14 protein-coding genes and 1 pseudogene are annotated in these 18,753 nt (G+C 68.3%); 6 read left to right on the top strand and 9 right to left on the bottom strand.

All coding sequences use genetic code 11. From position 1 onward, the window contains the following. Positions 1 to 4: 4 nt before the first annotated feature. Positions 5 to 259 (bottom strand): hypothetical protein, encoded by a 255-nt coding sequence (locus tag ACEN8G_RS02580; protein ID WP_413416399.1) that lies wholly within the window; start codon positions 257 to 259, stop codon positions 5 to 7. A 37-nt stretch (positions 260 to 296) separates the two neighbouring features. Here ACEN8G_RS02580 and msrB point away from each other — a divergent pair, with 37 nt between their 5' ends. Both msrB and ACEN8G_RS02570 read left to right on the top strand, forming a co-directional pair. Then, entirely contained in the window at positions 297 to 740 is a 444-nt protein-coding gene (gene msrB, locus ACEN8G_RS02575; RefSeq protein WP_413416400.1) for a peptide-methionine (R)-S-oxide reductase MsrB, read from the top strand. A 184-nt stretch (positions 741 to 924) separates the two neighbouring features. Next, positions 925 to 1,821 (top strand): CPBP family intramembrane glutamic endopeptidase, encoded by an 897-nt coding sequence (locus ACEN8G_RS02570; RefSeq protein WP_413416401.1) that lies wholly within the window; start codon positions 925 to 927, stop codon positions 1,819 to 1,821. A gap of 48 nt (positions 1,822 to 1,869) precedes the next feature. On the opposite strand, the gene ACEN8G_RS02565 is transcribed toward ACEN8G_RS02570, so the two are convergent. From ACEN8G_RS02565 to ACEN8G_RS02550, 4 genes are all read right to left on the bottom strand, one after another. After that, positions 1,870 to 3,012: an acyl-CoA dehydrogenase family protein gene (locus ACEN8G_RS02565; protein WP_413416402.1), complete on the bottom strand. Its 1,143-nt coding sequence runs from the start codon at positions 3,010 to 3,012 to the stop codon at positions 1,870 to 1,872. Continuing rightward, entirely contained in the window at positions 3,012 to 4,625 is a 1,614-nt protein-coding gene (locus ACEN8G_RS02560; protein ID WP_413416403.1) for a fatty acid--CoA ligase, read from the bottom strand. Before ACEN8G_RS02560 ends, ACEN8G_RS02565 begins: the two co-directional genes overlap by 1 nt. Positions 4,626 to 4,711: 86 nt before the next feature. After that, on the bottom strand, positions 4,712 to 5,362 hold the full coding sequence (locus ACEN8G_RS02555) for a TetR family transcriptional regulator (RefSeq protein ID WP_413416404.1): 651 nt from the start codon (positions 5,360 to 5,362) through the stop codon (positions 4,712 to 4,714). 49 nt (positions 5,363 to 5,411) lie between these two features. Continuing rightward, on the bottom strand, positions 5,412 to 6,143 hold the full coding sequence (locus tag ACEN8G_RS02550) for a helix-turn-helix transcriptional regulator (RefSeq protein WP_413416405.1): 732 nt from the start codon (positions 6,141 to 6,143) through the stop codon (positions 5,412 to 5,414). 125 nt (positions 6,144 to 6,268) lie between these two features. Here ACEN8G_RS02550 and ACEN8G_RS02545 point away from each other — a divergent pair, with 125 nt between their 5' ends. The 3 genes from ACEN8G_RS02545 to ACEN8G_RS02535 are packed head-to-tail and all read left to right on the top strand — an operon-like array spanning position 6,269 to position 11,336. Beyond that, a complete protein-coding gene (locus ACEN8G_RS02545; RefSeq protein ID WP_413416406.1) occupies positions 6,269 to 8,752 on the top strand; it encodes a TonB-dependent receptor in 2,484 nt (827 codons plus the stop codon). A 5-nt stretch (positions 8,753 to 8,757) separates the two neighbouring features. After that, positions 8,758 to 9,672: an oxygenase MpaB family protein gene (locus ACEN8G_RS02540; protein WP_413416407.1), complete on the top strand. Its 915-nt coding sequence runs from the start codon at positions 8,758 to 8,760 to the stop codon at positions 9,670 to 9,672. Beyond that, the gene (locus ACEN8G_RS02535; RefSeq protein WP_413416408.1) at positions 9,672 to 11,336 is read left to right on the top strand and encodes a GMC family oxidoreductase; all 1,665 of its coding nucleotides are present in this window, start codon (positions 9,672 to 9,674) and stop codon (positions 11,334 to 11,336) included. Before ACEN8G_RS02540 ends, ACEN8G_RS02535 begins: the two co-directional genes overlap by 1 nt. Before the next feature lie 32 nt (positions 11,337 to 11,368). Here the strand turns inward: ACEN8G_RS02535 and ACEN8G_RS02530 are convergent, their stop codons facing one another. From ACEN8G_RS02530 to ACEN8G_RS02520, 3 genes are read right to left on the bottom strand one after another with little or no spacing between them, the layout of a single operon-like run. Further along, positions 11,369 to 12,517, bottom strand: a complete 1,149-nt coding sequence (locus tag ACEN8G_RS02530) for a CaiB/BaiF CoA transferase family protein (RefSeq protein WP_413416409.1) — start codon at positions 12,515 to 12,517, stop codon at positions 11,369 to 11,371. Then, entirely contained in the window at positions 12,514 to 13,131 is a 618-nt protein-coding gene (locus ACEN8G_RS02525; protein ID WP_413416410.1) for a glutathione S-transferase family protein, read from the bottom strand. The genes ACEN8G_RS02530 and ACEN8G_RS02525 overlap by 4 nt, the downstream gene beginning before the upstream one ends. After that, a complete protein-coding gene (locus tag ACEN8G_RS02520) occupies positions 13,128 to 14,597 on the bottom strand; it encodes an acetyl-CoA acetyltransferase (protein WP_413416411.1) in 1,470 nt (489 codons plus the stop codon). Before ACEN8G_RS02520 ends, ACEN8G_RS02525 begins: the two co-directional genes overlap by 4 nt. Positions 14,598 to 14,742: 145 nt before the next feature. Here ACEN8G_RS02520 and ACEN8G_RS02515 point away from each other — a divergent pair. After that, a pseudogene (locus ACEN8G_RS02515) lies at positions 14,743 to 16,288 on the top strand (acyl-CoA synthetase). A gap of 178 nt (positions 16,289 to 16,466) precedes the next feature. Here ACEN8G_RS02515 and ACEN8G_RS02510 read toward each other — a convergent pair. Beyond that, the gene (locus tag ACEN8G_RS02510; RefSeq protein ID WP_413416412.1) at positions 16,467 to 18,482 is read right to left on the bottom strand and encodes a hypothetical protein; all 2,016 of its coding nucleotides are present in this window, start codon (positions 18,480 to 18,482) and stop codon (positions 16,467 to 16,469) included. Positions 18,483 to 18,753 lie beyond the last annotated feature (271 nt).

Here is an 18,753-nt window from a genome sequence, read left to right as displayed (position 1 = left end):
AACCTCAGCTCTCCACCAGCTCGACCACCTCGAAATCATACCCTTCCCAGCCGCGCTGCCTCGCCGCTTCGGCCAGCGCCGCCTTCTTGCCGGTCGCTTCCTTGAGCGACTTCGCATGCCCCCAGAACACCTCGGTCTTGCCGCCGCCCAGGTGCGCAACGATGCGCCAATAGTGGGTGAACGGCGCGTTGGTCGGGCCGATCGTCTTCACATAGCCATCGGCCATGGTTGCGGTGAGGAAGCGCTTCTTCTTTGCCATGCGGCACCCCACATAGCGCAGCGAAACGGAGATTTGCATGACCGACTATCGCAAGACCGACGAAGCCATCGCCGCGCTGACCCCCGAGCAGTTTCGCGTCACCCAGCAGAACGGCACCGAGCGCCCGGGCACCGGGCCTTTGCTCTACAACAAGGCGCCGGGCATCTATGTCGACATCGTCTCGGGCGAGCCGCTGTTCGCCTCGTCCGACAAGTTCGAATCCGGCTGCGGCTGGCCGAGCTTCACCAAGCCGATCGCCAACGTCACCGAGCTGCGCGACACGACCCACGGCATGATCCGCACCGAGGTCCGCTCGGCGCATGGCGACAGCCATCTCGGCCATGTCTTCGACGACGGCCCGCGCGATCGTGGCGGGCTGCGCTACTGCATCAACTCGGCCTCGCTGCGCTTCGTGCCCCGGGCCGAGATGGAGGCGCAGGGGTACGGCGCGTATCTCGACCAGGTCGAGGACGTCGCCTGACTTGAGTTGGCGCCGAACCCCAATCGGATTTGGGGATCAGCGCCAAGCGGCGGCGGATTTCACCAGAGACTGCACGACCCGTCAGCGCCGCCCCCAGCGCCGGCGGGTCGTTTCGCATGTGGCACGGGCCTTGCGAACGCTTTGGCAAACGTCACGGCATTCGCATTTCGAGGGGGGACACAAGTTGAGCATTTCTTCCGGCATTCCGATCGCGCTTGGCGAGCGGCGCATCCTGCAGCCCGGGCGGCTGCGCTGGCTGCGGGCAGTCGCCTGGATGGCCGGCATGGCCGTGCTGATCGGACTTTCGCTGCGTGTGGCGATGGTGCCGGTGCAGCAGTGGCTGCCCAAGGGCGATCCGGTGCTGGGCCTCGCCGCCAGCGGGGCGGCCTGCCTGATCGCGCTTGGTATCTACACGCTGCTCGTGCGGCTGGGCGAGGATCGCTGGCCAGGCGAGCTGGCGCTGAAGCCGGCGGCGGGCCAGCTCGCCATCGGCCTGGGGCTGGGCTCGGCGATGTTCGTGGCGGTGATGACGATCCTGATCGGGGCCGGCCTCTACAGTTTCGAGTGGCACGGCGTGGCGCCGGCATGGCGCGGGGCGGGCCTCGCGATGCAGTCGGCGGTGGTCGAGGAACTGCTGGTGCGCGGGGTGATATTGCGGTTGTTGTGGCGCGCCTTCGGGCCGGCGGTCGCCTTTGCCGCATCGGCGGCGCTGTTCGGGCTCGGCCATGCCTTCAATCCCGGCGCGACGGTGATGAGCGTGGTGTGCATCGCGCTCGAGGCGGGCATCATGCTGGGCGCGCTCTATGCGCTGACCGGACGGCTGTGGATGTCGATCGGGGTGCATGGCGCGTGGAACTTCACCCAGGGCTATGTCTTCGGCGCGGCGGTGTCGGGGAGCGACTTCGGGCCCTCGCTGGCGCGGAGCGTGGCGCGTGGCGACGCGAGTGTGTGGCTGAGCGGCGGCGGGTTCGGGCCCGAGGCTTCGCTGCCGGCGCTGCTGGTATGCGGTGCGGTCGGGGTGGTGACGCTGTTGCTGGCGGCTCGGGCCGGGCGGTTTCGGAGGGAGGCTGCGGCGGAATAGGCCCCTCTCCCCCGCCCCCTCCCCGCAAGCGGGGAGAGGGAGAAGTGGCTACAGTCCCCGCCCGATCACTTCCTTCATGATCTCGTTGGTCCCGCCGAAGATCCGCGAGACACGCGCATCGCGCCAGATCCGGGCGATCGGATACTCGTTCATGTAGCCGGCGCCGCCATGGAGCTGGAGCGCCGCGTCGATGATCTGCCACTGGGTGTCGGTATGCCAGAGCTTGGCGGCCGAGGCTTCCTCGGGCGTCAGCGCGTGGCGGAGGTGCCGGGCGAGCGCCCAGTCGACATGCGCCCAGCCGATCTGCAGCTTCGCCGCCAGGTCGGCCAAAGTGAAGCGGGTGTTCTGGAAATCGAACACCGTCTTCCCGAACGCCTTGCGCTCCTTCACGAAGCCGAGCGCCTCGTCGAAGGCGCGCTGGGCGCTGGCCTGGGCGCCGATCGCGATGGTCAGCCGCTCCTGGGGCAGGTTGCGCATCAGATAGGCGAAGCCCCGCCCCTCCTCGCCGAGCATGTTGGTCGCGGGCACGCGGACGTCCTCGAAGAACAGCTCGCTGGTGTCAGCGCCATGCAGGCCGATCTTGTCGAGGTTGCGCCCGCGCGCGAAGCCCGCCCGATCCGCCTCGACCAGGAACAGGCTGGTGCCCCTGGCGCCGAGCTCGACGTTGGTCTTGGCGACCACGATCACGACATCGGCGGTCTGGCCGTTCGAGATGTACGTCTTGGTGCCGTTGAGGACATAATGGTTGCCGTCGAGCCGCGCGGTGGTGCGGATCGCCTGCAGGTCCGACCCCGCGCCGGGCTCGGTCATCGCGATCGCCGCGACCTTCTCGCCCGAAACCATGCCGGGCAGCCATTCGCGCTTCTGCTCCTCCGAGCCATAGGCCAGGAAATAATCGGCCAGCACGTCCGACTGCAGCGTGATCCCCGAAGGCACCCGCGCATAGGCGTGCTCCTCGGTGACGATCGCATTGTAGCCGAAGTCGAGGCCCGGGCCGCCATAGGCCTCGGGCACGGTCGGGCAGAGCAGGCCGGCGCTCCCGGCCTTGGTCCAGAAGTCGCGATCGACGATGCCGGCTTCTTCCCAACGATCGAGATGCGGCACACCCTCGGCGGCGAGGAAGCGGCGGACGCTTTCGCGGAACAGGCCCTGGCTCTCGTCCTGGCCGGTGCGGCGGGCGGTATCGAGCATCAGTTCACCCCTCGGTCGCGGCCGGCCCAGTATGGATCGCGCAGCGCGCGGCGCATCACCTTGCCCGAAGGGGTGCGCGGCAGCGCCTCGACGAAGTCGACCGACTTGGGGACCTTGAACCCGCCGATCCGCTCGCGGGCATAGGCGAGGATCGAGGCCTCGTCGGCCTCGGCGCCGGGCCGGGCCACCACCACCGCCTTGACCTCCTCGCCCCATTTCGCGTGCGGCACGCCGATCACCGCGACTTCCTGTACGGCGGGATGGCCGTAGATCGCGCTCTCCACCTCGGCGGGATAGATGTTCTCTGCGCCCGAGCAGATCATGTCCTTGAAGCGGTCGCAGATGTAGAGATAGCCGTCCTCGTCGAGATAGCCGGCGTCGCCGGTGCGCAGCCAGCCGCCGCCGTCCACCGTTTCCGCCGTGGCCTCGGGCAGGTTCCAGTAGCCGACCATGTTGGCGACCGAGCGGGTCTCGACCTCACCGACTTCGCGGACCGCCAGCGGGGTGCGCTCGGTCGGGTGGACGACGCGGATCTCGACGCCCGGCATCGGCAGGCCGGCGCCGCGCATCCGCTCGTTGCCGGCGGGATCGTGATCCTCGGGCGGGAGGTAGACGATCGTGCCGCAGGTTTCGGTCATGCCATATTGCTGGGCGAAGCCGCAGCCGAACACTTCGGTCGCCTCGCGCAGCAGCTCGAGCGCGATCGGCGAGGCGCCGTAGAGGATGTAGCGCAGCCGGCTGAAATCGGCGTCGCGCACGCCCGGCAGCATCAGCAGCATCTGGAGCGCGGTGGGCACCAGGAACATCTTCGTCACGCCGCCCTTGGCGATCGCCTCCAGTACCGCGGCGGGCACGAACTCGCGGTGGATGATCGAGGTCGCGCCGTTGAAATAGCCGACGATCGCCCAGCCCACGCCGCCGATATGGCCGAGCGGCAGGGCGACGAGGTTGACGTCGCCTTCCAGCCACTCGTTCCACGGCATGGGCTGCGTCATCGAATCGGTGCGGCCGCGCAGCAGATTGGCGTGGCTGAGCATCACGCCCTTGGGCTCGCCGGTCGTGCCCGAAGTGTAGAGCTGGAGCGCGACGTCGCTCGCCTCGACATCGTCGGGGATGGGTTGGTCGGGCGCGGCATCGCGCCAGTCGGCGAAGCGGCGGAAACCCTCGGCGCCGTCCTCCATCGCGATCGTCTCGCGGATCAGGTCGTTGGCGCATTCGGCAGCGCGGCCGATCTGGTCGGGGCCGGCGAAGAGCAGGCTGACCTCGGCATTGCCGAGGATCTTGCAGATCTCGGCGGTGGCGAGTCGCCACTGGACCGGCACGATCACCACCCCGGCGCGGGCGGCGCCGAACAGCAGCTCGAAGAATTCGTCGCTGCCCTTGCCGAGATAGGCGATGCGGTCCCCTACCCGGCAGCCGGCGGCGCGCAGCGCGCGGGCGACCTGGTCGCTGCGCCGGTCGAGCGTGGCCCAGTCGGTATCGCGCCCCTCGAAGCGGGTGGCGACCGCAGCGGGGCGATGCCGAGCGTGATAGGCGGGGATATCGCCCAGCCGGGGCATCGCCTCGAAATCGATCCAGCCCGACGAGGCTTCCGCAACCAGTGACTCACCCATATGCCGCTCCTCTCCGAGCCGGTTCGAACCGCGGGGCGTTATCGCCCTCGAGCATTGTTTAATCGCTTGATTAAGCGATTCGCAAGTCAGGCGTCGGTTTCGGGCTTCACCAGCACGCTGCGCATCAGCAGATCGGTGACGTGCACGGCATAGGCCTTGCGCAGATCGTCATCGATGTCATCGACGCCGAACGCATATTTCAGCGAGTGGCGGCCGATGAAGAGATGGTCACACATGCCGATCAGCGAGAAATAGAACAGCATCGGATCGATCCTGCGAAACAGCCCCTCGGCCTCGCCCTGCTCGAGGATCGACTTCTGCGCCGCCGCCAGCGGGCGGCTGAACCGCTCCGAGATGAAGCGCGCCGTCTCGCTGTCGGTCTCCACCGCCAGCGCCGCGACCAGGCGGTTCATGTACGGGTAGCGATAATAGACCTTGATGATGCCGTGGATGTGGTGGCGCAGCTTCTGCCCGGCATCCATGTCGGCCTTCACCAGCCGCTCGAGATCGTCGAACGTGCCGCCGGCATCGCGCTCGAGCAGCGCCATGAACATGCCGAGCTTGCTGCCGAAATGATAGCGGATCAGCGCGGCGTTGAGCCCCGATTTCTCGGCGATGTCCGCGAAGGTGATGTCGACGGTGTTGCGCTCGATCATCAGCGCGCTGGTCGCGTTGAGCAGCTGATCCGCCGAGCTTGCCTCGATCCGCCCGACCGGGACTTTTGCGTTGCTTGCCATTTCCGTACCTTAACCGGCGCGACACCGCCGCGCCAACCTCCCATCCTTGTCAGTTCGGCCGCGCAAAGCCCAGCGCCACCGCGCGCTGCACCGTGCGCAGCCGGCCATTCTCGCCCAGCCGGCTGCTCGCGCGGCGCATGTGGAAGCGGATCGTCGGCACCGACAGGCCGAGGATCGTGCCGATCTCGCCATCCGTCTTCCCCGCCGCGGCGAGCTTGAGGCACTGGACCTCGCGCCGCGTCAGCCGGTGCTGGACGATCTCGGTCGAAGCGTCCGGCCCCGCATTGCAGGTGGCGATGAAGCGCAGCGCCAGCGGGTGCAGCACCGAAGCCTCGCGCTCGAAGATCGCCTCGACGTCGAGCCCCGGCGTGGTCGATGCCCACACCACCGCGCCGATCACCCCGGCGGGCAGGTGCACGGGCGCGACGATCGCGCTTTCCACCCGGTAGCTGCGCTGCATCGCCTCGCGCTCGATCTGCGGCTCGATGCGCAAGGGGCGCCAGCTGCGGATCCGGCCCTGGTCGTAATAAAAGGGCTCGGCGAGATGCCGCGCGACCGAGACGATCGCGTTGCGCAGCGCGAAATCGCCCTGCGCCCAATAGGCCCCGGCATCATGGGTGAATTCGAACAGCGCGCTGACCGGCGTGCCGTCCGCCAGCTGCACCGGCCGGGCGCTGCTGATGTCGGCGCAGGCGGCGATCAGCGGCAGGCCCATGCGGCGGCCATGCTCGACGATCCGCCCGGCCAATTCATAGGGCATGTTCTCTGTGTCGCCGGCCATATCCGCCCCTGTCACATGCGATAGCTGCACAGCGCCTTCCCTAAAGCTAATTATTCAAACAAACAACAGCCGGAAATCGACCCCGAAAACCTGGGCGGCGCGGCGACATGGAGGGGAAGAGGGATATGGCGATCAAGGCAGGCCTGCTGATGGGATCCGCGCTCGGGCTGCTGCTCGCGGTGCCCGCGCTGGCGCAGGAAACGCAAGAGGCGCCCGCGCCCAGGGCGGAGGGCCCGCAGAGCAAGAGCGACGAGATCGTCGTCACTGCCCAGCGCCGCTCCGAATCGATCAACAAGGTGCCGCTGGCGGTGCAGGCGCTGTCTGCCGACACGCTGAAGGACCTGCAGATCACCGATGTCGAGTCGCTGGCCAGCTCGGTGCCGGGCCTGCAGGTCGCCCCCGCCTATTCGGGCGTGCCGATCTTCACCCTGCGCGGCATCGGCTTCAACACCACCAACATCACCGCCACTTCGACCGTGGGCATCTACCAGGACGAGCTGGCCTATCCCTATCCCTCGATGGCGGGCGGGCCGATCTACGACCTGGAGCGCGTCGAGGTGCTCAAGGGGCCGCAGGGCACGCTCTATGGCCGCAACACCACCGCCGGCCTGATCGACTTCATCACCGCCAAGCCGGGCAAGGATTTCGCCGCGGGCGGCACGATCGAGGGCGGCAACTACAAGACCTATAATGTCGAGGCCTATCTGAACGTGCCGCTGGGCGACAATGCCGCGCTGCGCATCTCGGGCCGCGACGAGAATAGCGACGAAGGCTGGCAGATCGACCAGAGCCGCGGCGAGAAGCTGGGCAAGGTCAAGCGCTGGGGCGCCCGCGCCTCGCTGAGCTTCCAGCCGTCGAGCAAGTTCGAAGGGCTGATCACCGTCTCGGGCTGGCGCGATCGTTCGGACACCCAGGCAGGCCAGGCGATCAGCCTCAACCTGACCAACCGGCTCTCCGCCGCCTCCCCCGCCGTCGGGCCGGGCGACTTCAATTCGGCCGCCCTGCTCGCCTATCTGCAGAACAACCAGCCGACCCGCGCGAGCGACGCCGGCTGGCAGCCCGCCTCGGCACGTGCCGCCACGGTCGGCCTCGCCACCGGCATGGGGCCGCCGCGCGCCAAATCCGACTTCGTCTCGGCCCAGATGCGGCTGACCTGGTCGCCCAACGACCAGCTCTCGGTGATCTCGCTGACCGGATACAACGACTTCACCCGCAAGGACGTGGTCGATTTCAGCGGCGCGCCCTGGGAAATCGTCTCGACCCAATATGACGCGCGGATCAAGTCCTTGTCGCAGGAGCTGCGCTTCGAGGGGAACGGCCCGGGCTTCCGCTGGACGGTGGGCGGCTATTTCGCCCATGACGATCTGCGCGAGAACAGCCGCTTCCTGATCGGCGAGAACAGCTCGGTCGTCTATCTGCGCCTCGCCGCGCTGGGCATCCTCGCCAATCCGGTGACCAATGCGGTGTTCAACAGCGCCGGCTATACCCCCGCCCAGGTCGCCATCGGCTTCCGCGAAGGCGCGGGCCGGGCGAAGGGCTATAACGAGACCTATAGCGGCTTCGCCACCACCGAGTTCGACCTGGGCAGCGGCTTCAAGATCAATGCCGGCGCACGCCTCGGCATCGATCATGGCGAGCTGGACGGCTGCTCGGTCGACTATAACGGCAACTACCTGCCGATCGTGAACACCGCCGGCCGCGCCGTGATCTTCCAGAGCTATGGCGTGCTGGCGCCGATGGTACAGAAGGATGGCTGCACCACCTATGATCCGGCCACCAACTCGGACACGCTCGTCCATTCGGTGCTCGACGAGAGCAATTTCTCGGGCCGCTTCTCGCTCAATTACCAGGCGGCGCCCGGCACCCTGCTCTATGCCTCGATCGCGCGCGGCGTGAAGTCGGGCGTGGTGCCGATCGTGCCGGCCAACCGCGCGGTGCAGTTCACCCCTGCCCGGCAGGAGAAGCTGACCGCCTATGAGGCCGGCATCAAGACGGCGGTCGGCGGCCGCTTTGCCCAGGTCAATGTCAGCGGCTTCTATTACGACTATACCGACAAGCAGTTCAGCTCCTACGTCGCCGATCCAACCTTCGGCGCGCTGCAGCGGTTGGTGAACATCCCCAGCTCGCATGCCTGGGGCATCGACGGCGAGATCACGCTGCGGCCCTCGCCCGCCTTAACCCTCGCCTGGAACGCGACGTACCTGAAGACCAAGATCACCGACTATACCGGCGCCAATGCGGCGGGCATCCCGACCAATTACGACGGTTCGGAGTTCTCCTTCGCGCCGGAATTCTCGACCAGCGGCACCGCGACGCTCAACCTGCCGATCTCGTCGAGCCTGAACTTCCAGGCGACGGCCAACGCCACCTATCAGAGCGAGACGCACAGCGACTTCGGCGAGGATCCGCTGTTCCGGATCAAGGGCTATGCGCTGGTCAATGGCAGCATCGGTATCGCCAGCGCCGACGGGAAATGGGGCCTGACGATCTGGGCGCGCAACCTGACCAACGAATATTACTGGACCTCGGTGGTCGACAACCAGAACCTCAATGTCCGCTATGCCGGCCGTCCGCGCACCTTCGGCGCCTCGCTGACCGCCGGCTTCTGAACCCGATGCGCGAGCAGGCCATCCCGCTTCCGCCCGACCCCGCGCCCGCCGCGGCGCCGGGCGGAAAGCGTATCCTGCCGCGCATCGACTATACCAATCCGCCAGGCGCGGCGGCGCTCTACCCGGCAGACTCGGTGGCCTGGGCGGTGTTCAAGAACCCCGTCGCACTATTCGTCGGGGGGATCGCGGCGGTACTGCTCGAGCTGGGCGAGCCGCGGGTGCGCTCCGGCGCGTGGGAACATTCGATCTTCCCTACCGATCCGCTCACGCGGCTGCAGCGCACCGGCTATGTCACCCATGTCAGCGTCTATGCCCCCGCCAGTGTCGCCACCAAGGTAATCACCGGCGTGACGCGGATGCACGAGCGGGTGCGCGGGCAGACGCCGCATGGCGAGGCCTATCACGCCAATGATCCCGAACTGCTGAATTGGGTGCAATGCACGGTCGGCTTCGGCTTCATGGAAGCCTATTCGGCCTATTGCCGCACGCTGACCCGCGAGGAGAAGGATCGCTCCTATGTCGAGGCCAAGCCCTCGGCCGACCTGTTCCTCGCGCATGGGGCGCCACGCTCGGTCGCCGAGCAGCAGGCGCAGTTCGCGGCGATGCGGTCCCGGCTGGAGCCGCACGCGATCATCCGCGAGTTTCTCGATATCATGCTGCACACCAAGGGCGTGCCGCTGCCGCTCCGGCCCTTCCAGGGGATGATGGTCCGCGCCGCGATCGCGCTGCTGCCCGACTGGGCACGCAAGACGCTGGCGCTGGACGGCGAGGAATGGCGGCTGCGCGGCTGGGAGCGTCGCACCGTCCGCACGCTCGGTGCCCTGTTCGAGCGGCTCGCCATCCCCGGCACCCCGCCGGTCGAGGCAAGCAAGCGGCTCGGCCTGCCCGCCAACTATCTCTATCGCCGCCGGAAAGCCTGATGCCCGAGAGTTTCGAAGCCGATTATGTGATCGTGGGCGCCGGTTCGGCCGGCTGCGTGCTCGCCGACCGGCTGAGTGCCGACGGCCGGACCCGCGTGCTGCTGCTCGAAGCGGGCGGCGACGACCGCCCCCTGCGCGAGCGCGGGCAGTTTCTGTCCAACCTGATGATCCATGTCCCCGTCGGCTATGCGCAGACGCTGAAGGATCCCAAGGTCAACTGGCTCTACCGTACCGAGCCCGATGCCGGCACCGAAGGCCGTCGCCATATCTGGCCGCGCGGCAAGGTGCTGGGTGGCTCCTCCTCGATCAACGGGCTGCTCTATGTCCGCGGCCAGCGCGCCGATTATGACGGCTGGCGGCAGATGGGCTGCACCGGCTGGGCCTGGGACGACATCGCCCCCTATTTCCGCCGCTCAGAAGACCAGCAGCACGGCGCCTGCGAGACGCACGGTGCTGGCGGGCCGCTGAGCGTGACCGATCCCGCCGGCTCGCACCCGGTGTCCGAGGCAGTGGTCCAGGCCTGCGAAGCACTCGGCCTGCCCCAACGCGACATCAACGGCCCGGAGCAGGAAGGCGTGGCCTGGTACCAGCTGACCGTGCGCAACGGCCGGCGCTGCTCGGCGGCGGTCGCCTATCTCCATCCGGCGATGGAACGACCGAACCTCCGCGTTGTCACCCATGCCCAGGCGACGCGGGTGGCGATCGAGGAGGGCAGGGCGACCGGTGTGGAGTTCATGCGCGGCGGCGAGAAGCTGGTGGCGCATGCGGCGCGCGAAGTGATCCTCGCCGGGGGCGTGATCAATTCGCCGCAGTTGCTCCAGCTCTCGGGCATCGGCCCCGGCGACGTGCTGCGCGAACAGGGCATCGCCGTGGTGCGCGACCTGCCCGGCGTCGGCGAGAACCTTCAGGACCATCTGCTGATCTCGGCCAATTACCGGCTCAAGCCCGGCACCGTCTCGGTCAACGAACTGAGTCGCGGCCTCCGGCTGCTCGGCGAAGTCGCGCGCTATGCGGTGGCGCGCAAGGGGCTGCTGACCCTGTCCGCCGCGCATATCGCAGCCTTTTGCCGCTCGCGGCCCGATCTCGCCTCGCCCGACATCCAGTTCCACATCCTGCCCGCCACGGTGGACGGCGATGCGCTGGCGCGGCTGCAGAAGATGCAGCTGGAGAAGCTGCCGGGGATCAGCATCGCCGCCTGCCAGCTACGCCCGGAATCGCGCGGAAGCGTGCGCATCCGCTCGGCCGATCCGCTGGCACCGCCGCGGATCATGCCCAATTACCTCAGCGATCCGCTCGACCAGGAAGTGATCGTTGCCGGCCTGCGCTGGGGGCGACGGATCGCGGCGCAGCGGCCCCTCGCCGACTTCATTGAGCATGAGCTTCAGCCGGGCGCCGAGCTGCAGAGCGACGCAGAGCTGCTCGCCCATGCGCGGCGGGCTGGAACGACGCTCTACCACCCGGTCGGCACCTGCATGATGGGGCATGGCCCGCGCGCGGTGGTCGATCCGGAGCTGCGCGTGCACGGCGTGGCGGGGTTGCGCGTGGTCGATGCGAGCATCATGCCGCGGATCGTCTCGGGCAACACCAACGCGCCGACGATCGCGATCGCGGAGAAGGCCAGCGACATGATCCTGGCGGCGGCGAAGGCGCGGGTGGCGGCTTAAAGCCCTCTCCCCGGTGGGGAGAGGGAGAAGAGCTAGCTCAGCTCGCGCCTTATCGCGTCGCCGTCCGCATCGATGCCCGGCGGCACCGCGCCCTCAGGCACGTCCCGCACCCCGAAGCGGATCGGCAGCGGCATCTCGACATACGCCCCCTCCTCCGGATGCGTCCGCGCGCGGAAGAAGCCCGTTGCCGCGAGATGCGGATCCTCGCGGATCGCGTCGAGATCGCGGACCGGCATGCAGGGCACACCGCCGGCGTTGAGTATCCGCACCCACTCCGCGCTGGTCTTCGCCGGGGTGTACCGCGCGATCTCGCCATAGAGCGCGCTGATGTTGCGCAACCGGTCCATCGGCGTGGCGAAGCGTGAGTCCTCGAACACCTCCGTCGCGCCAAGCAGTTCGAACAGTTTGGCGATCGTCGCCGGCGTATAGGGCACGATGCTGACATGGCCGTCGGCGGTCGGGAAAGGCTGGCGGTTCGGGTCGATCTGGCGCGGATAGCCCGCAGGCTCGAGCGACGGATCGAAGGCGGCGCCGAACAGATGCTCCTGCAGCATGAAATGCGCGAAGCTCTCGAACAGCGGCACCTCGACGAACTGCCCCTCCCCGCTGCGCAACCGGTGGACCAACGCGCCGAGCACGGCCTGGGCGCCGTAGAGCCCGGCAACCTTGTCGGCGATCAGCGAGGGCAGATAGCGCGGGGCGGGATTGCCATCGGCTCGGGGCAGCAGAGTCGCGGTGCCGGTCGCCGCCTGGATGACGTCGTCATAGGCCTGGAGCCCCTCATACGGTCCGCCCGAGCCGAAGCCCTGGCAATGGGCATAGACGATGTCGCCGCGCAGCCCGCGCACCGCCTCGTATCCGAAGCCCAGTCGCTCCATCGCCTCGCCGCGGACATTGTGGATGAAGACGTCGGCGGTGGCGAGCAGGCGGCGCATCGTCTCGGCGTCTTCACCCACCTTGAGGTCGAGCGCGATCGCGCGCTTGCCGCGGTTGAGCGTGCAGTGCACCGGCCCCATCTGCCGCGCTGCCGCGCGCGAGCGACCGAACTGCCGGGTCTGGTCGCCGCCCGGCGCCTCGACCTTGATCACCTCGGCCCCCATGTCGGCGAGCATCTGCGTCGCGTAGGGGCCAAAGACGATCGTCGTCATGTCGACGATACGGATTCCCTCCAGCATTTTCATGACTGGGCCGCCTTGGCGCGGGCAAAGGCGGGGCGGGTGCGCAATCGCTCCCAATAGGCGGCGATGCGGGACAGGCCACCATCGCCGATGCGAAGGAACTCGGCGAGCATCAGCGCATAGCCGACCGAGATGTCCGCCGCGGTGAACCGATCGCCCGCGACATGGTCGGCGGAGGCGAGCATCGCGTCGAGGCCCCGCAGGCGGGCGAGATACCATTGGCGGTAATCGTCGGCGACCTGGGGCAGGCGCCGCGCCTCCGGCTCGAACATCGCGTAACGCAGCACCAGGGTCTGCGGGAAGGTCAGCGTCGCCTCGCCGAAGGAAAGCGCGTCGAGATAGGCCGCATAGCCCGGCTCGCCCGGGCCCACCGCGAACCGCCCGTCGCCGCGCGTCGTCGCCAGATAGTGGCAGATCGCAGCGGACTCGGTCATCCGGGCATCGCCTTCGAGGAAGAGCGGGATCGTGCCAAGCGGATTGAGCGCGAGATATTCGGGCGCGCGGTCGCGCGGCGGAAAGGGCAGCAGTTCGAGCCGGTACTCCGCCTCCAGCTCCTCGAGCATCCAGAGCACCCGGAACGAGCGCGCGTCGCGGCAGTGATAGAGAGTGGCGGTCATTTGGGGCTCCACGCGCCTTGCTCGGTGATCGTGCCGATCAGGCCGACCGGAAAGCGTGCATCGCCGGCGATCAGGGCGAGCGTCTCGCGATCCTCGGCCGGCACGGTGGCGAGGGTACGGGCGCCGTCGAGGGTGCGCAGCACCACCACGCCGCGATCGACCGAACCGTCACGCTGATAGAGGATCGTCGCGCTTTCGAGCGTCGCCGGGCCGGGCTCGGGCTCGACCAGTTCGGGCACCGGCCCGCGCCGGGAGTCGGCTGCAGCCTGGACCGAATAGTCCGGGGCGATCGGTGCGCCGGGTTCACCGGAAAGCACCAGCGCGTGATGCTTGGTGACGAACTCGCCCTGGCCGTAGAGCAGCCCGGTCCCGCCGCCGCGCAGCACACGCACCATCGCACAGGCGGCGTGCAGCATGTAGTTGCTGAGCGGCCCGCCGAAGAAGGTAAGCCCACCGGTGACGGTAGGTTCGACATCGGAGCCCAGGCCCAGACTGCGTCGCGCCATCTTCGGCACGCAGGGGAAGCAGGAATAGAGTTCGAGCGCGTCGAAGCCTTGGGGCGCCAGCGCGGATGCTGCGGCGAGCACCGCGTCCTGCGCGGGGCTGCCGGCAAAGCCGTCGCGGGCGAGGAAGTCGCGCGGCTCACTCGCCGCTGCGCCGCCGAGGATATGGACGAGGCGGTCCTCGGGAATGCCGGCTGCCCGCGCGACTTCGAGGCTGGCGACGATCACGGCCGCGCCCTGGTTCACCGCCGGATTGGCGACCATCAGTTTGGTATAGGGCCAGGCGATCAGCCGGTTGGCTTCGGTGGGCGTGACGATCTCGTCCGCGGAGGGCGCCTTGCGCATCCAGGCGCGCGGGTTCCCGGCGGCGACCTCTGCGTAGCGCGCCCAGAGGGTGCCCGATTCCGCCCGCGCCTCGGCAGGATTCTGGCCCCAGGCGGCGGCGCTCGCCATCTCGAACAGCGGATAGACCTGGGTGGGCGTCGACAGGCCGTGGCGCAGCGCCAGCGGGTGGGCGATGTCCGCGCCTCGTAGTGGCGAGGGCGCGTCCCTGGCAAAGGGCGTCCAGGGCGGCATCTCGCCTTCGCGCCTCGCCCGTGCTGCGCTGTGCTGCGCCTCGGCGCCGCAGACCAGCGCGACCTTGCTCTCGCCCCGCGCGATGCGCAGCGCCGCTTCGTGGATCAGGCGGACCGGCGATTCCCCGCCAACCGCGTGATTGGCGCGCAAGGCCGGCGCGATGCCGAGTTCCGCGCACAAGGACGCTGCAGCATCGGAATAGCGCCAGCTGACGATGCTCACCACGTCGAGCGCATCGACCTGGGCGAGCAAGCCGCCGCCGGCATCTTCCCCGGCGGCGTGCACTGCGTCCGCCATCAGCGCCAATGGCTCCCTGGCCGAGCTGATCGCGAAGGGGCGGTCGATCGATTCCCCGATGCCCAATATCACGGGCGTGTGTGGCGCCATCTTCCTCTCCCTGGTCGCCCGCCCGGTATCGCCGTGCGCACCTCCGCGCGGAACTATCACTAGCGATAGCAGCGCATTTCCGCGGTTCGGCTATGCTGCGCATCGGAGAGCGGAAACCGCTTCCGAGGAGAGGAGTAAGGGCCGAATGCATCCCTGCGTCCACGCCGAAACCGCGCCGGAGAAGCCCGCGCTGATCCTGGCCGAGACGGGCGAGAGCCTGAGCTATGGCGAACTGGAGGCGCGCTCGAACCAGGCCGCGCAGCTGTTCCGCGCCCTGGGCTTCCAGCCGGGTGACGCCGTGGCGGTGCTGCTCGAGAATCACTTCCGCTTCCTCGAGATCGCCTGGGGCGCGCAGCGCGCGGGGCTGTATTTCGTCGCGGTCTCCTCGCGGCTGACTGCGAGCGAAGCGGCGTTCATCCTCAAGGACAGCGGCGCGCGGGCGTTGATCTCCTCGGCCGCACTGGCATCGGTGGCGAGCGCGGTTGCCGCGGAGGTGGCGCTGGACGACGTCGCGCTGTTCATGCTCGACGGCACGGTACCGCCCTTCCGCAGCTGGGAAGCCGAGGCCGGCGCGATGCCGAGGACGCGCATCCCCGACGAGCGCGCCGGCACCGACATGCTCTATTCCTCGGGGACCACCGGCCGGCCCAAGGGCATCCGGCCGCAGCTGCCCGAGACCGACATCACCATGCCCAATGCGATGGTCGGCATCGCTCGGCATGCGGCGGTGGATGCCGACACGATCTACCTCTCCCCCGCTCCGCTCTATCATGCCGCCCCCCCTGCGCTGGTGCATGGCAGTGCACCGGCTGGGCGGCACGGTGGTGGTGATGGACAAGTTCGACCCCGAGCGCGCGCTCGCGCTGATCGAGCGGCACCGGGTGACGCATGCGCAGTGGGTGCCCACCCACTTCATCCGCATGCTCAAGCTGCCCGAGGAAGCGCGCAGCCGCCACGACCTGACATCGCTGCGCATGGCGATCCACGCCGCGGCACCCTGCCCGGTGCCGGTCAAGCAGGCGATGATCGACTGGTGGGGGCCGGTGCTGCTCGAATATTATGCCGGAACCGAAGGCAATGGCCTGACGATGATCGGCGCGAAGGACTGGCTGACGCATCCGGGTTCGGTGGGCCGTGCGGTGCTCGGTACGATCCGGATCTGCGACGAGGCAGGCGAGCCGCTGGCGCCGGGCGAGACGGGCCTGGTCCATTTCGAGGGCGGGCCGGGCTTCCATTATCACAACGATCCCGGGAAGACCGAGGCGGCCGCGAACAAGCATGGCTGGACCACGCTCGGCGATGTCGGCCATGTCGACGACGAGGGCTATCTCTATCTCACCGACCGCAAGAGCTTCATGATCATCTCGGGCGGGGTGAACATCTATCCGCAGGAGATCGAGAATCTGCTCGTGCTGCACCCCAAGGTGGCCGATGTCGCGGTGATCGGGGCGCCGCATGCCGATATGGGCGAGCAGGTGGTGGCGGTGGTGCAGCCGGCCGAGGGCGTGGCCCCTTCCCCTGCCCTGGCCGAGGAGCTGGCCGAGTGGCTGGCGCCGCAGCTCTCACGCGTGAAGCAGCCGCGGCGGATCGACTTCGTCGCGGAGCTGCCGCGGCATCCGACGGGGAAACTGTACAAGCGGCTGTTGCGGGATCGGTATTGGGAAGCGGCGACGGAAACCGCGGTCGGCTAAACACCGTCATCCCCGCCATCTTCAATCCTCCCCCGCCAGGGGGAGGGGGACCAGCGAAGCTGGTGGAGGGGGAGGTAAGCAACGCACCATCGGCTCGCTTACCTCCCCCTCCGTCGCGCTGCGCGCGCCACCTCCCCCTGGCGGGGGAGGATTTCTGCACGACGCTGCCTAAGCACCTTCACAGCGTCTTCAGATACTCGATCAGCGCCAGCCGTTCGGTGTCGGTGAGCGATTGGGTGAAGGTGTGGCCGCCATTGCCGTCGCCATAGAGGTTGCTGTTGAAGCTCATGCGCGAACGGATCTGCTGGTCGGTGATCGGCGGCGGCGTCTGGTACGCCAGGTTCAGATACCCCGCCGCCGCATTGGAGAAGGCCGAGTAGAGGCGATCCGGCGTCGCCTGGCCGTTGCAGGGCTGATAGGGCGGGACCGAAGCCGAACTGCTGCAGTTCAGCGTCTCGTACTTCCAGCCGAGCTTGGCGAAATCGTACGAGGCGTAGCTATAGTCATAGCCCTGGTTCTTGCCGCCGATGCCGGCGGGCGAATAGGGCCGCTTCCAGACCGCCGGGCGGTCCGCCGGCTTCAGGATGCCCCAGATATCGGGCACGCTGCCATTGTGGAGGAACGGGCCCGAAGCCCATGCGCCATAGAGCGGCGGCGAGACATAGCCCTTGGGCTCGACCCATTCATTCGGCCCGAGCGGCGAGTAGATCGGCCCGCCATTGTCATAGACCGCGCGATAGACCCGGCGGATCGAGCTCGCGAGCAGCGATTCGACCGGATAGCCATACCAGCTCGGGCTGAGTGAGTTGTACGCCCACCAGCTGCTGTTCCACGCCCGGCGCTGGCGCGGGTCGGCGAACAGGTTGAAGCGGCGCGGATCGGTCTGGATCGTCGCGATTGGCGTGACGTTGCCCGGCAGGCCCTTGAGCCGCGGATCAGGCAGATAGGCGGTGTCGTTTGCATAGCGCGGCGAATAGACGCCGTGGCAGCTCGCGCAGGAGCCGTTACCCGGCTGGCGCGGAATCTCGACATTGGCGCCGTTCGCCCAGAGGTCGCGCTCATGGAACACCACCGCGCCCTGCTCGGCCAGCGGCCGGTCGATCGTGCCCGGATATTTGGGTGCCGAGAGCGAGAGCAGGAAGTTGTTGATGTCCTCGAACTCGGTATCGAGCGCGCGCCGGCCCGAGGCGTCGCGGGTGATCGAGGCGACGCCGAACGCCATTTCCGAATGGACATTGTCCGAAGTGAGCGAGCCGTCCCAGAACTGCCGCGTCTTGAAGGCGCGGTTGAACCAGTTGGGCGCCTTGGTCATGCCGCCGGCCGGCGTGTCGGGCGTATATTCGAGCAGGCTCGGCGCCAGCTGCAGCGTGTCCATGTCGAACAGCGCAGGCAGCAGGGTGATCAGCCCGATCGCGTCGCTCGATCCGCGGCCGTCGCTCCACGGGATCGGCAGCGCGAGGCCGAGCCAGGTGACCGGGCTGGTGCGGAACAGGTCGGAGGCGAGCAGGCCCGCATCATTGGCGCTGTTGGCCAGGCCCCAGGTGAAGCCCGCCTCGTTCGTCGTGCCCAGCCGCGAATCATGGCAGGCCGAGCAGGAGGCGGTGATCGTGCTGGTCCATTTGCCGTCATCACCCTTGCCCTGGACCAGGCCGAGCGGGAGCTGGCCCGAGCCGCCATTGGTCCTGTTCGGATCCTCGCCGGGGAGCGGATAGGGGTTGCGGAACGGCGAGGGATAGAAGCCGTAGCGCTTCTCGACCTGCTCGTTGAAGTCGGCGGGCTTGGCGCTGAGGCCCCAGACCGCCCAGAGCCGGTCATAGTCCTGCGCCAGCGAGAAGGGCAGGAAATATTGCCGGGTCTCGAGGTTCTGGCGCCCGCGCGCGACGCTGGCGCGCCAGGCGCCGCAGGTGGTGGGGCGCGGCGGCAGGCGCTTCACATAGGGCGCCGGCGGATTGTGCAGATCGGTGAAGAAGGAATTGAAGCGGACCGCGCCGTTGGGATTGCTGTTCACGCTGGGGGTGATCAGCGTGCGCGGATCGACCGGCAGCGGCGTCGCATCCGACTTGCCGTTGCAGCCCGCGGCCAGCGGCGAACGGATCGCGGCTTCGTCGAGCAGCGGCTGGGTCTGTGCCAGCGCGGCGGGGGCAAGCGCCAGCGGTATGGCAGCGCTCGCGAGCAGGGCAGTCCAGTTGGCCATCGCACCTCTCCCATGTCGCCGGGCATCGTGCGGAAGCCGCATGTGCCGGCATTTGATCGGAAAATGCTGGGAAGGCGGCGGGGCAACAAGCTGGCGAACGTGGCAGGTTTGGGTGGCGAACAGCGGCGCCGCTATTCATATCCTCCCCCGCCAGGGGGGGGGGGCGCGCGCCGCGCGACGGAGGGGGAGGTAAGCGAATCGATAATTCGTAGCTTACCTCCCCCTCCACCAGCTTCGCTGGCCCCCCCACCCCCTGGCGGGGGAGGATAGA

The organism is Sphingomonas sp. Sphisp66 (assembly GCF_047324325.1).
Classification (GTDB): Bacteria; Pseudomonadota; Alphaproteobacteria; order Sphingomonadales; family Sphingomonadaceae; genus Sphingomonas.
This window is presented reverse-complemented; position numbering and strand designations above follow the sequence as displayed.